Below are 13,745 nucleotides of genomic sequence, written 5' to 3' on the forward strand. Positions count from 1 at the left end.
TCAGTTGACCGCGAACCGCCATCTTATATACCCCCGCAGGGTATCATTCAATCCGGTTTGAACCAGCCGACGAATTCGCAACCCCTGCTACACGCGGTCGCACGACCGGCGCAACGACATCCGCTTCCGGCACCCTCGTGCGAAGCGCCAAGCCCTTCACGACGGCGAAGATCGCGGGAATCACGATCAGCGTCAGCAAGGTCGACGAGATCATACCACCGATCATCGGCACCGCGATGCGCTGCATGATCTCGGAACCGGTGCCGGTGCTCCACATGATCGGCAGCAGCCCGGCCATGATGGCAACCACCGTCATCATCTTTGGCCGCACCCGCTCGACCGCGCCCTCGATGATCGCGTGGTTGAGATCGTCGCGACCGATCGTGCGGCCCTCGGCGACGCGACGCGCGGTGATCTCGGCCAGCGCCTGGTTGAGGTACATCAGCATCACGACACCGGTCTCGGCGGCGACCCCGGCCAGCGCGATGAAGCCGACCGCGACCGCAACCGACAGGTTGAAGCCGAGCGCCCACATCAGCCAGAGCCCGCCGACCAGCGCGAACGGCAGCGACAGCATCACGATCATGGTCTCCGCCACCGAGCGGAAGTTGAGGTAGAGCAGCAGGAAAATGATTGTCAGCGTCACCGGCACCACGATCTTGAGCCGCGCCGCGGCGCGTTCGAGATATTCGTACTGACCGCTCCAGATCACGTAGGCGCCGGGCGGAAACTGCACGGCGGCCTGCACCGCGCGCTGCGCATCCGCGACATAGCCGCCGAGATCGCGATCGCGGATGTCGACATAGATGTAGGTCGCAAGCTGCCCGTTCTCGGTCCTGATCGTGGTCGGCCCGCGCGCCGGCGTGATATCGGCGACCTCGCCGAGCGGCACGGCGCCGCCCGCCGGCATCGGCACCAGGATGTCGCTCGCAATCGCGCCCGGATTGTCGCGCAGGTCGCGCGGATAGCGCATGTTGACGGTGAAGCGCTGCCGCCCCTCCACGGTCGTGGTCACGGTCTGACCGCCGAGCGCAGTTGCGATCGTGTCCTGCACGTCCTGCACCGCGATGCCGTAGCGCGACAACGCCTCGCGGTTCGGCGTGATCTCGAGGTAGTAGCCGCCGAGGCCGCGCTCGGCATAGGCCGACGAGGTGCCAGGCACGCCCTTCACGACCTGCTCGATCTGGCGGGCGAGCTTGTCGATCACCGCGAGATCGGGGCCGATCACCTTGACGCCGACGGGGGTGCGGATCCCGGTCGACAGCATGTCGATGCGCGCCTTGATCGGCATGGTCCAGGCGTTGGAGACGCCGGGGAATTGCAGCGCCTTGTCCATCTCGGCGATCAGGCCGTCGAGCGTGAGGCCCTTGCGCCATTGCTGTTTCGGCTTGAGGTTGACCACGGTCTCGAACATCTCCGACGGCGCCGGGTCGGTCGCGGTCGCGGCGCGGCCGGCCTTGCCGTAGACCGAGACGACCTCCGGAAAGCTGTGGATGATGCGGTCCTGCATCTGCAGCAGCTCAGCCGCCTTGGTCACCGAAATCCCCGGCAGCGTGGTCGGCATGTAGAGCAGCGTACCCTCGTTGAGGTCGGGCATGAACTCGGTGCCGAGCTGCCGGGCCGGCCAAATCGTGACGGCGATCGCTGCGAGCGCGAGCAGGATCACCAGCGTCTTGGCCCGCAACACGCCGTTGATGACGGGACGGTAGATCCAGATCAGGAACCGATTGATCGGATTCTTGTGCTCGGGGACGATCCTGCCGCGGACGAAGATCACCATCAGCGCCGGCACCAGCGTCACCGACAGCAGCGCCGCTGCCGCCATCGCAAACGTCTTGGTGAAGGCGAGCGGCGAGAACAGCCGCCCCTCCTGCGACTCCAGCGTGAAGATCGGCATGAACGACACGGTGATGATGAGCAGGCTGAAGAACAGCGCCGGTCCCACCTCCGCCGCGGCCTCGATCAGGATCGCGACCCGCGACCGGCCGGGCTCGGCCCGCTCCAGGCGCTTGTGCGCGTTCTCGATCATCACGATCGCCGCATCGATCATGGCGCCGATCGCAATCGCGATGCCGCCGAGGCTCATGATGTTGGAGCCGATCCCGAGCAGCTTCATCGCGCCGAACGCCATCAGCACGCCGACCGGCAGCATCAGGATCGCGACCAGCGCGCTGCGGACGTGCAGCAGGAACACGAAGCAGACCAGCGCGACCACGACGCTCTCCTCGAACAGTGTGCGCTTGAGCGTGTCGATCGCCGCATAGATCAGGTTGGACCGGTCATAGACCGGCACGATCTCGACCGACTTCGGCAGGCTGGTCGCGATCTCGTTGAAGCGTTTCTTGACGTTTTCGATCACGTCGAGGGCATTGACGCCGAAGCGTTGCAGCACGATGCCGCTCGCCACCTCGCCCTCGCCGTTCAATTCGGCGATGCCGCGCCGCTCGTCGGGGCCGAGCTCGACGCGGGCGACGTCGCGCAGCAGCACCGGCGTGCCGTTGTCGGTCTTCAGCACGATGTTGCCGAGATCGTTGATGTCCTTCAGATAGCCCTTGCCGCGAATGACATATTCGAATTCGGAGAGCTCGACGGTGCGGCCGCCGACGTCGGCATTGCTGGCGCGGATCGCATCGCGCATCCGCTGCATGGTGATGCCGCGGTCGCGCATCCGCTGCGGATCGAGGATCACATTGTACTGCTTGACGAAGCCGCCGACGCTCGCGACCTCGGCGACGCCTTCCGCTCTGGCGAGCGCGAATTTCAGATTCCAGTCCTGGATGGTCCGGGTGTCGGCAAGATTCAACTCTTTCGACATCACGGCATATTGGTAGACCCACCCCACCCCGGTCGCATCGGGACCGATGGTCGGCGACACGCCGGCCGGCAGCCGCGACGCCGCCCCGTTGAGGAACTCGAGCACCCGCGAGCGCGCCCAGTAGATGTCGGTGCCGTCCTCGAAGATGACGTAGACGAAGGAGACGCCGAAGAACGAGAAGCCGCGCACGACCTTCGACTTTGGCACCGTCAGCATCGCCGTGGTCAGGGGATAGGTGACCTGGTCCTCGATCACCTGCGGCGCCTGGCCGGGATACTCGGTGTAGACGATGACCTGGGTGTCGGAGAGATCGGGGATCGCATCGAGCGGCAGATGCAGCAACGCGTAGAGACCCGCGGCAGCCGCAAAGCCGGTGCCGAACAGCACCAACAGCAGGTTGCGCGCCGACCAGGCGATGATGCGGGCGATCATGGCCGGCCTCCGTCCGTCATCTGGCCGTCGGCTGTTGCCGCTTGCGCAGCGTCGGCCTCGGCGAAGCCCTTGATCGCGGCTTTCAGGTTGCTTTCGGCATCGATCAGGAAGGTCGCCGACGTGACGACCGCATCGCCCTCCGCGATCCCGTCGCGGATTTCGACATAGCCGTCGCCGCGCCGCCCGAGCTTGACCTCGCGCGGCTCGAACCGGCCGTTGCCCCGGTCGATCAGCACGGTCTGCCGGCTCCCGGTGTCGAGGATGGAGTTTTCCGCCACCGTCAGCACCGGCGCCGCGCTGCCAATGTCGATCTCGGCGTCGACATACATGTCCGGCAGCAGCGCGAGATCGGCATTCTGCAATTCGATCCGCACCCGCGCGGTGCGCGTGTCCTTGTTGACCTGCGGATAGATCACGCTGATCTGGCCCATGAACGCGCGGCCAGGATAGCTGCGGGCCCGTACTGCGACCTTCTGCCCGACCACGATGTTGCCGAGATCGCGCTCGGCGACATCGACCAGTGCCCACACGACGGAGACGTCGGCGATCCGGAACAGCACGTCGCCGGGCTGGGCACGCATGCCCTCGATCGCGGCACGCTGCAACACGATGCCGTCACGCGGCGACAGCCACTGGATCGCGAGCGGCACCGCGTGGCTTTTCTCCATCTCGGCGATGATGGACTCGGGAACGTCGAGATTGGTCAACCGCTGCTTGGAGCCGCGTCCGTAGGGCTCGATATTCGCGATCGCTTTCGAGGTCATGGTCGCGACATATTCGGCCGCGGCGGACGACACCGCCGGGCTGTAGATCTCCATCAACGGCTGCCCCTTGGTCACCCGGCTGCCGGTCGTGATGTCGGCGACCTTCTGCACGTAGCTCTCGGCCCGCATCGCGATGACGGAGACGCGCCGTTCGTCGAGCTGGATCGTGCCGGGGGCACGCACGAGCGTGCGGATGCGACGCATCTCCGCCGCTTCGGATTTGACGCCGGTGCGTTGGATTTTTCCGGGCGACAGCGTGATCGAGCCGTCGTCGCTGTCCTCGCCGTCGTAGACCGCGATGTAGTCCATCCCCATTGAATCCTTCTTCGGCACCGGCGAGGTGTCGGGAAGCCCCATTGGATTGCGATAATATTTGACCTTGCGCGCGCCCTTGGCGTCCGCCGGCATCGACATTGGCGCGTCCGGCTCGTCGAAGCTGAGATCGGCGCCGGCGGCGACGGGCTGGTAGTTGCGGCCGTCAGACGTCTTCTTCGGCGTCAGCGAGTAGGACGGCTTGCCGTCCGGATCGCGGAAATAGATCGGCGCGCCGGCTTCCGCCGCTTGCGCAGCAGGAGCAACGAGATTTGCGCCCGGCCACGGCGGCACGCCGCGACCGAGATATGCGACGCCTGCCGCTGCAACGATCGCAGCGGCAACGCCTGCCAGAGCGAGCCGGTTCATTTTCCGGCCGTGACCACGAGCTTGCTTTCGACCGTGCCGGTCTCGCCCTGCACCTTCGCGCCGAGCGACAGCTGCCAGCGCCCGGCCATGCCGAAATTCGCCTTGAACCGATAGGTGCCGGGTTCGGTCCCCGGCATCGGCGTGACCTTGGTGGCCATCTCCTGCATGCCGTCCGGGGCCATGTCGAGCCGCGTCGCGAAGATCACGGCGTCAGGTACGGCCTTGCCGGTCTTGGTGTTCGTCAGCCGGACGGTGACAACCTTGTCCGGACCGGCCTGAACCGTCTGGTCGACGAGCTGGAATTCGTAGTCCTTGATGTCGGCGAGCGCGACAGTGGCGGTGCCAGTCAGCGCGAGGCCGATGAGCGCGGCCGCTACGGCACGCGGCGTATTGAACGACGTCATTTCGTTTTATTCCTCGATTGGATTTGGTCTGCCGCTTGCGCGGCACGCGACGTCCACGCGCCCCAAAGGTCGCGCGGCAGCAACCGGCGCTTGCGGCGCCAGTCAGACCAAATGTCGAGGAGGATGGTCGGGAGGCGGACGGACCAGCCCGTCAGCGACCAGATCGTCATGCGGATGCAATTGCAGCTGCGTCGACGGCCGCACCGCGAGGCCGACGGTCGATGGTCCCTCGTGCAGGACCTTCAACATGCAAATCGCAACCAGCGGACAATCCCGGCAATCATTGCTGTTCTGCTTGTCGGGGCAGCACGGCATATCGGCCGCCATGTCCGACATGTCCGCCATCTGGCTCATACCGGTCAGCGCAGATCCGGCCGCCGCGGGCGTCGCCAGCGGCGCAATTGTCAGGCCTGCCGTCACGAGGACGGCGAGCAGCAATCTGAACAATTGGCGAACATTCATGTCGCCACAGTCTCACAAAGGACGGGCGCTGAAAAGGTCACCCTGTTCACAACTGCACTAGCGGGAGATTGGGTGGTTAATCGTTCATCCCGGCCTGGCGCCCGCATGCCTCGCCTATCGAGACTTCGGGCCGCCGTGATAGCGCCACGGCGTCCGGGCTGCGTCTTGCGCGGTTGCCGACGCCACCGCAAGCGGCGCGAGGATTGAGAAGGCAAGCAGGCATTTGTTGATCGACATCATCGGCTCCATCATTTTCCTGAAGCGCATTGATTTGCGCTTCTGATCATGAGTTCGGAGCCGATGTTTCCCCGGTTACACGCTCACGCCGACGTGAGAGGTCCGATCACTGCCTTTCACCAGCGCAGCAATCGCGGTCCCAATGCCGCGCCTGCAAGTGTGCACAGCACGATCGTGCCGCCGTACCACAGCGCGACAAAGGGCAACGAGTCATCGGTGCAGTGGAGTGCATAGGCGACGGCGCTGACGCCACCTGCGACAAGGCCGCCGAATGCCCCCGCCTGCACCAGATTGGTTGGAGCCGCCTTTCTGACTGCCCAGATCACCACGGCAAACGGCACGATCGCGATGATCGGAACCGAGATGAGGCATTCGAGCCATTGGTCTCCCATGACCATCCTGTCCCAGTGGGAGCTGGGCGCCTGTCCGAGGTTGATGGCGGCAAGCAGCATGATCGCCCCGAACGGGAGTGCGGCCAGTCCAAGCGAGATCTTTCGCTCGCCGCCCGGCCGCGCCAGCCGGGTCAGATAGACCGACGCCGCGCCGACAGTCGCCAGCGCGAATGCGAGCTTCAAAAAGAGGAAGGTCACGGCACGCGGCGTGGTCAGGTCGGCGCGGACGCCAAGCCCGGCAAACACGAGGCCAAGCGCGGCAACCAGCGCCAGCCCGAGCGCGATAGCGACGGCCCGGCCGACCGGCCGGCGATCGACCGGCTCGACATTGTTGCTCAGCGCCGCGATGAGTTCATCGGTCTTCATGGCTTCGTCCTCCCGGCGATCAACGCGGCCAATGCCTTCAGCCCGCGATGAATGCTGACCTTCACACTGGATTCCGACATGTCGCACCGCTGCGCCGCTTCTGCGACGCTCAATCCATCGAGCTTTACGGCCGCGATCGCGCACTGCATGTTATCAGGCAATTGCTTGAGCAATCGCCTGAGGTCGAAGCTGCTCTCGGCGCCGATATGGTCGTCATGGGCTGTGATGTCGTCGGCCTCATCGATCGGCACGTCGGCGCGCGAGGCCCGCGTGCGACGCAGGAAATCGATCAGCTTGTAGCGCGCGACCGCGTGCACCCAGGGCGTCAGTGGCTGTGCCGGGTCGTAGGTGTGCCGCTGCAGGTGAATTGCCAACACGGCCTCCTGCACCAGGTCCTCCGCCTCCGCCGCGCCGCGGCCGGTCCTCGCAAGCTTGCTCTTGTAGTAGGCACGCAAATGCCGGCTCAGGCGCTCGAGCAACGCCCGGTGGGCCGCCGCGTCGCCATCCTGGCTGGCAAGCATCAGTGGCTTGAGCTCGTTTTCCGCGGTCGTCATGCAGCGCTTCTATGGTCTGGTTCGCTGAGGCGACCGGTTTGGTTACAGCCCGATCGGCCGGACCACGAATATTTTCGAAGCCGCGACGGGTCGAGCTCAGTTCGCACATCATCCCGACAGTTTGCGGCTTCATCCCGGCTGGATGAGCCCGTCTTTGGCGGCCGCCGATCACAATCTTGCCAGATGGGGCCTTGACCTGTGCTATCGCCGAAATGACATGAGGGACTGACCAACGGACCCGCGGCCCATGCAACTCGTCTCGACCCTGACCTGTCCGGCCTGCGGATTCGCCGCGACCGAAACCATGCCGACCGATGCCTGCCAGTTCTTCTACGACTGCCGCGGCTGCGGCACCCGCCTCAAGCCGCTTGCCGGGGATTGCTGCGTGTTCTGCTCTTACGGGACGGTCCCCTGCCCTCCGGTGCAGACGCGCGGCGCATGCTGTGGCGGATCAGGGGCAGCCTGAGCCCCCGCCACCGATTTGCCCGGCGGCGCACGCTCCCGCGGCGAAGATGTTTCGGTTTGTCGGCTAGGCAAGCCCGGTCTCGCCGGGGCCAGCATGAAGTAAGCCCCGCGGCCGTCGATTCGAATGCGTCGCGTTAGTAGGACTGGGCGTAGGGTGCGGCATCCAACAGCAGCACACCAAAAAGAAGCACCAGATAGAGCATCGAAAACACGAACAAGCGACGAGCAGGCCGCCTCTCCCTGTCGTGGCTTCGACGCACTTGCCATGCGAGAGAGATCATGATCGCTCCCAGCATCGCCGCGGCCGCGCCATAGATGCCCCCCGCGAATCCCAGTGCATAGGGTAGCAGCGAGATCAGAGCCAAAAGCACGCTATAGAGAAGAATCTGGCGCTTTGTTTCAGTCTTGCCGGCGACAACCGGCAACATCGGCACCCCGGCGCGGGCATATTCTCCGGCAAGATTGAGCGACAATGCCCAGAAGTGGGGTGGCGTCCAAAGGAAGATGATCAAGAACAGGATGAGCGGCTCGAGCCCGACGCTTCCGGTGACCGCGACCCAGCCGATCACCGGAGGGAGTGCGCCAGCGGCACCGCCAATGACGATATTTTGCGGTGTTCGGCGTTTGAGCCACATCGTGTAGACGACGACGTAGAAGAAAATCGTGAAAGCAAGGAGTGCAGCAGCGGCCATGTTCAGCAAAGTGCCGAGGGCCAGGACGGCGCACGTCCCGAGCATCAATCCGAAAACCAGTGCTTCCGGGCGCGATACACGGCCGCCGGGGATTGGACGGATGGCGGTCCGCGCCATCACCGCATCGATGTCGGCATCGTACCACATATTGGGCGCACCTGCGGCGCCAGCTCCCGCAGCTATGCAAGCAAGAGCAACGACGGCGGTGACGGGATCGATGCCCCCTGGTGCGACCATGAGACCGACCAGTGCGGTGAAGACGACCAGCGACATGACGCGCGGTTTCGTCAGTGCGACGTAGTCTCCGATGTTGGTATAGCTCCGGCGAAGAATTGAACGATTGATTTGCACGAGATTGATTCCTCGTCAGTTCGATACTCAAAAGGCCATCGGTTGAAGGCCTTCTTCGCAGAGTCCCAGATGACGTGGCGAGTTCTCAGCCGTCCTGCTTCTAGCTCGCCGGCGCGAAAAACATGACCCGAAGCAGGTGCGTATAGTCGGATTCGAACACCATGATCCCTACAAAAACCAGCACGAGCACCGGCGGCAACAGGATGGCGTAGGCCAACGCCAACCGCTCCCAGGCCATGTGCATGAACACGGCAACGATCAGGCCGGCCTTCAGCACCATGAACAGCAGGATCAGTGACCAGCGGAGATGGCCATGGATGCCGAAGAAGTCGACGAGGTATGAGCAAGTGCTGAGCACGAACAGCCATCCCCAGACCACGAGATAGAGCTTGATCGGATGCTGCTGGCCCTTGGCGTGCGTGGCTCCTGATGCGACTGCGTCGTGCACATACGCGTGCAGCCCATGTTGCGTTGCCTGCCCTTCCACATGTACCGCTGCGTTTGTCATGCGCCAACCTCACCAGAGATAGAAAAAGGCAAAGATGAATACCCACACCAGATCGACGAAGTGCCAGTACAGGCCCATGATCTCGACGATCTCGTAATACCCCCTCCGGCTCGTGAAGAAGCCACGCCGCTCGACGTCGAAGTCTCCCCGCCAAACCTTTCGCGCGACGGCGATCAGGAAGATCACGCCGATGGTCACGTGGGTGCCGTGGAAGCCGGTGATCATGAAGAAGCATGCACCAAATTGCGGCGCGCCCCATGGATTGCCCCACGGCCGCACGCCCTCCATGATCAGCTTGGTCCATTCGAAGGCCTGCATTCCGACGAACGTCGCGCCAAATGCCGCGGTGGCCAGCATCAAGGCCGCCGTTTTGAGGCGATCCCGGCGGTAACCGAAGTTGACGGCCATCGCCATCGTTCCGCTGCTGCTGATCAGGATGAAAGTCATGATCGCGATCAGGATGAGCGGGATGTGCTTGCCGCCGAGATTGAGCGCGAAGACTTCGCTGGGATTGGGCCACGGCACGGTCGTCGACATTCGCGCCGTCATGTACGACAGCAGGAAGCAGCTGAAGATGAAGGTGTCGCTCAGAAGGAAGATCCACATCATGGCCTTCCCCCAGGACACGTGCTTGAAGGCACGCTGGTCCGAGGCCCAGTCGGCGGCGATGCCGCGCAATCCGGGTATCGTTCCGGGCGACGTCTGGGGGGGTGCAAGTGTGGTTTCCGTCATCGCTTCCCGCCTTCGCTAGGTGAGCAACTGGCGACAGATGTCGACCAAATTGTCGGTCCAGCCCGTCAGCAGACCGAGCAAGATCAGCCAGACCAACAACAGGAAATGCCAATAGATGGCGCAGAGCTCCACGCTCAGGCGCATCTGCATCATCGGCGCGCCACGCCACACCTTGGCGGTCGTCCTGCCGAGCGCCACCAGACCGCCCATCAGATGCAGTCCGTGCACCGCGGTGATCAGGTAGAAGAAGGAATTGGCCGGATTGGACGCCACGAAATAGCCGGCGGCCTTCAGCTGCTGCCAGACCAATAGCTGCCCGGCCAGGAAGGTCACGGCGGATGCTCCGCCGATCAGCAGGCCGACGATCAAGCCGTCAATATCGTCGCGTCGCGCGGCCATGTACGCCCATTGCAGCGCTACACTGCTGATGACCAGGACGCCCGTATTGAACCACAACAGCCTGGGCAGGGGCAGCTCCCGCCAGTCCACCATGCTGTTGCGCATCGAGTAAGCACTGATCAGGAGCGCGAACAACGAGCCGACGACCGCGAGAAATACGCCCAGTCCGATCTTCGCCGTCGGCACAGACGAACCGCGCTCCCCGCGAACATCGACGTCCACTCCTTGTTCGAGCCATGGTTTGGCCGCCAGCCGTTGCTGCGAGAGCCACCATCCCGCGATCGCTGCGATTGTAACAGTGAACAGGATGATGGCACTCACGGATGGGCTCCCTGCGTCGCCAATCCGGCCGGCGGTTCATTTTGCGGCACAAAGTCCCCCGCAGCGCCCGGCACGCTGTAATCGTAGGCCCAGCGATAGACGATCGGGAGGTCCTTGCCCCAGTTGCCATGTCCGGGCGGGGTTTCCGGTGTCTGCCACTCCAGCGAGGCTGCTCCCCAGGGGTTGCTGCCAGCCTCTTTTCCTTTGAGCAGGCTCCAGATGAGATTGAACAGGAAGACAAGCTGGGCGAAGCCGACAATCAGCGCCGCCACGCTCATGAACGCATTGAGGTCATGCGCGGATGCCGGGACAAAGGTTGTCTCGCCGATGTCGTGATAGCGGCGGGGCATCCCGAGCAGGCCCAGATAGTGCATCGGGAAGAAGACCGCATAGGCCCCGATGAACGTCACCCAGAAGTGGAAACGTCCAAGCGCCTCATTGAGCATGCGTCCGGTGACTTTCGGATACCAGTGATAGAGTCCGCCAAACACGGCCATGATCGGCGCGATACCCATCACCATGTGGAAGTGCGCGACAACGAACATCGTGTCCGACAGCGGAACGTCCACGACCACGTTACCGAGAAACAGTCCGGTCAGGCCGCCGTTCACGAATGTGATGATGAACGCGAGCGCGAACAGCATCGGTACCGTGAGATGGATGTCGCCGCGCCACAGCGTCAACACCCAGTTGTAGACCTTGATTGCAGTCGGGATGGCGATGATGAGTGTCGTGGTGGCGAAGAAGAACCCGAAATACGGGTTCATGCCGCTCACATACATGTGGTGCGCCCATACGACGAAGCTGAGCGCACCGATTGCCACGATCGCCCAAACCATCATGCGATAGCCGAAGATGTTTTTTCGCGCGTGGACGCTGATCAGATCGGAAATGATGCCGAAGGCCGGCAAGGCGACGATGTAGACTTCGGGGTGGCCGAAGAACCAGAACAAATGCTGGAACAAGATCGGGCTGCCGCCGCCATACTTCGTCAGCTGGCCCATCTCGACCAGCGTCGGCATGAAGAAGCTGGTTCCCAGGAGACGGTCCAGCAACAGCATCACCGAGGCGACGAACAGCGCCGGGAAGGCCAACAGCGCCATCACGGTGGCCGTGAAGATGCCCCACACCGTCAGGGGCATCCGCATCAACGTCATGCCGCGCGTGCGGGCCTGCAGCACCGTCACCACATAATTGAGCCCGCCCATCGTGAAGCCGATGATGAACAGGATCAGCGAGGCCAGCATGAGAACGATGCCCCAATCCTGCCCGGGGGTACCGGAGAGAATCGCCTGGGGTGGATAAAGCGTCCAGCCTGCGCCGGTCGGCCCGCCGGGCACGAAGAACGTCGCGACCAGCACCAGCACGGCGAGCAGGTAGACCCAGTAGCTCAGCATGTTCACGTAGGGGAAGACCATGTCCCGCGCGCCGACCATCAGCGGGATGAGGTAGTTGCCGAAGCCGCCGAGGAACAACGCCGTGAGCAGGTAGATCACCATGATCATGCCGTGCATGGTGATGAACTGAAGGTACTGATTGGCGTCGATAAAGGAGAATGTGCCGGGAAATCCCAGTTGCAGCCGCATCATCCACGACAGCACCAGCGCAACCATTCCGATCGACATCGCCGTGATCGAGTACTGGACGGCGATAACCTTGGCGTCTTGCGAAAAGACGTACCTCGTCCACCAGCTGTGCGGGTGATAGAGTTCGACCTCACCTACTTCGGCGGGCGGGATGCCTGCAACCTCATCAAACGGGATATCGACCATCGGAATAGCCTCCTTGGTCTTCCGCTCAGCGACGAGTTCACCTCATATCCGGCTGATCCTCGTCGGCATGTTCATTCGCGACCAGTCCTGTACGCGGCCTTCGCGACGTCGTGCTGCCCTGACAACTCCGCAAACGTCCGCTGCCTCTCGAGCCACGCGTGGTATTCTTTCGCTTCCTGCACGACGACCCTGCTCCGCATCTGCGCGTGCGCGGTACCGCACAGCTCCGCACAGAGGACGTCGAATGTTCCGGTGCGGGTGGGCGTGAACCAGTAATAGGTCACCGAGCCCGGTATCATGTCCATCTTGGCCCGGAACTCGGGCACGTAGAAATCATGCAGAACGTCAATTGAGCGGAGCAGCACCTTCACCGGCTTCCCAACCGGCAGATGCAGATCGTCGCTTTGAACGACGATGTCGTCTTGTCCGTTCGGGTCGTTGGGGTTCAACCCCAGAGGATTGTCGGGACTGATCAGGCGCGCATCTGACGTGCCGAGCCGGCCGTCTTTTCCTGGAAGCCGATAACTCCACATCCACTGTTGTCCAACGACCTCGACGTCGGTCGCGTCGTCGGGAACGGTGACGAACTGGTGCCAGACGACCAGGCCTGGCGCCAACATGGCGGCGACGCCGACTGCCGTCACGATGCTGAGCCACCATTCGAGCTTCTTGTTTTCGGGATTGTAGGCGGCCCGCCGTCCCTCCTTGTGGTGGAAGCGGAACACGCAGTAGGCCATGAACGCGATGACCGCGCAGAAAACCGCACCGGTGATCCAGAACGTCAGATTGATCGTGTCGTCGATGTAACGCCAGTTTGAGGCGATCGGCGTCCACCACCACGGGCTGTAGATATGAAACAGCACCGAGGCGACCGCAACCAGGAGCAGTACGAGCGCGACAGCCATCCCTCATTCCTCCTTGCCATTGAAGGCTACGGAGACGAACGAAAGGGCGGAGCTCACGTCAAAGGTATGGTGTCAAAGGTATGGTGCCACGTACACCATCACCGTGCCTTTTGCCTCGCCCATTCTGCCGGTCGCGACGCTGGGACATCATGACAAAGGATCAACGTCACGGCCGCAATCTCATCGGAGCTTGGGGGCGTTCAGTTCATTCAAGATGGTACTCGTCGAGCCCGGCGTCAATAGAGGAGTATGTCCCACCTCTGTCCGGCGCGCGTTGGCGCGAATGCATTGCGTGCCGGAGAGCACCGATCGGGACCCGCCATCAGATGGTGCATCGCAAAACCCGGCCTGTGCGATTGCACAATTCTCCCGACCGCGTTCGCCATCTTGCTTCTGCTGCGTATCGGACTAGTTTGATTGGACCGGTTGCGACAGATGTCGTCCGGCAAGCTCCTTCTGGTTGAATCTGATTTGCCGGACTCAGTCGCGATTT

General features: G+C 63.1%; 13 protein-coding genes. 1 reads left to right on the forward strand and 12 read right to left on the reverse strand.

Features of this window, described 5'->3' with window-relative positions; all coding sequences use genetic code 11:
* Positions 1–43 precede the first annotated feature (43 nt).
* The 6 genes from AAFG13_RS09625 to AAFG13_RS09650 all read right to left on the reverse strand — a co-directional run bounded on the left by AAFG13_RS09625 (position 44) and on the right by AAFG13_RS09650 (position 7,107).
* Entirely contained in the window at positions 44–3,247 is a 3,204-nt protein-coding gene (locus AAFG13_RS09625) for an efflux RND transporter permease subunit (RefSeq protein ID WP_342711873.1), read from the reverse strand.
* Positions 3,244–4,692, reverse strand: coding sequence for an efflux RND transporter periplasmic adaptor subunit (locus AAFG13_RS09630; RefSeq protein WP_342711874.1), 1,449 nt, complete (start codon positions 4,690–4,692; stop codon positions 3,244–3,246). The genes AAFG13_RS09625 and AAFG13_RS09630 overlap by 4 nt, the downstream gene beginning before the upstream one ends.
* Entirely contained in the window at positions 4,689–5,096 is a 408-nt protein-coding gene (locus AAFG13_RS09635; RefSeq protein ID WP_212309804.1) for a FixH family protein, read from the reverse strand. Before AAFG13_RS09635 ends, AAFG13_RS09630 begins: the two co-directional genes overlap by 4 nt.
* A 102-nt stretch (positions 5,097–5,198) precedes the next feature.
* Positions 5,199–5,558 (reverse strand): hypothetical protein, encoded by a 360-nt coding sequence (locus AAFG13_RS09640; RefSeq protein ID WP_212309805.1) that lies wholly within the window; start codon positions 5,556–5,558, stop codon positions 5,199–5,201.
* 353 nt (positions 5,559–5,911) lie between these two features.
* Positions 5,912–6,553, reverse strand: a complete 642-nt coding sequence (locus AAFG13_RS09645; RefSeq protein ID WP_342711875.1) for a DUF1109 domain-containing protein — start codon at positions 6,551–6,553, stop codon at positions 5,912–5,914.
* Complete coding sequence (locus AAFG13_RS09650) at positions 6,550–7,107, reverse strand: sigma-70 family RNA polymerase sigma factor (RefSeq protein ID WP_212309808.1); 558 nt, start codon at positions 7,105–7,107, stop codon at positions 6,550–6,552. The genes AAFG13_RS09645 and AAFG13_RS09650 overlap by 4 nt, the downstream gene beginning before the upstream one ends.
* A gap of 247 nt (positions 7,108–7,354) precedes the next feature.
* On the opposite strand from AAFG13_RS09650, the gene AAFG13_RS09655 reads away from it, so the two are divergent.
* Entirely contained in the window at positions 7,355–7,573 is a 219-nt protein-coding gene (locus AAFG13_RS09655; RefSeq protein ID WP_342711876.1) for a GDCCVxC domain-containing (seleno)protein, read from the forward strand.
* Positions 7,574–7,706: 133 nt separating this feature from the next.
* On the opposite strand, the gene AAFG13_RS09660 is transcribed toward AAFG13_RS09655, so the two are convergent.
* The 6 genes from AAFG13_RS09660 to coxB all read right to left on the reverse strand — a co-directional run bounded on the left by AAFG13_RS09660 (position 7,707) and on the right by coxB (position 13,252).
* Complete coding sequence (locus AAFG13_RS09660; RefSeq protein ID WP_342711877.1) at positions 7,707–8,615, reverse strand: heme o synthase; 909 nt, start codon at positions 8,613–8,615, stop codon at positions 7,707–7,709.
* Between the two features lie 100 nt (positions 8,616–8,715).
* A complete protein-coding gene (locus AAFG13_RS09665; protein WP_207830629.1) occupies positions 8,716–9,123 on the reverse strand; it encodes a cytochrome C oxidase subunit IV family protein in 408 nt (135 codons plus the stop codon).
* A 9-nt stretch (positions 9,124–9,132) separates the two neighbouring features.
* Entirely contained in the window at positions 9,133–9,855 is a 723-nt protein-coding gene (locus tag AAFG13_RS09670; RefSeq protein ID WP_212309812.1) for a heme-copper oxidase subunit III family protein, read from the reverse strand.
* A 15-nt stretch (positions 9,856–9,870) separates the two neighbouring features.
* The gene (locus tag AAFG13_RS09675) at positions 9,871–10,575 is read right to left on the reverse strand and encodes a cytochrome c oxidase subunit 3 (protein ID WP_342711879.1); all 705 of its coding nucleotides are present in this window, start codon (positions 10,573–10,575) and stop codon (positions 9,871–9,873) included.
* Complete coding sequence (ctaD, locus tag AAFG13_RS09680) at positions 10,572–12,347, reverse strand: cytochrome c oxidase subunit I (protein ID WP_342711880.1); 1,776 nt, start codon at positions 12,345–12,347, stop codon at positions 10,572–10,574. The genes AAFG13_RS09675 and ctaD overlap by 4 nt, the downstream gene beginning before the upstream one ends.
* Before the next feature lie 71 nt (positions 12,348–12,418).
* Positions 12,419–13,252, reverse strand: coding sequence for a cytochrome c oxidase subunit II (gene coxB / locus AAFG13_RS09685; RefSeq protein ID WP_229168327.1), 834 nt, complete (start codon positions 13,250–13,252; stop codon positions 12,419–12,421).
* Positions 13,253–13,745 lie beyond the last annotated feature (493 nt).

Source organism: Bradyrhizobium sp. B124, from assembly GCF_038967635.1.
In the GTDB taxonomy this organism is placed as follows: Bacteria; Pseudomonadota; Alphaproteobacteria; order Rhizobiales; family Xanthobacteraceae; genus Bradyrhizobium.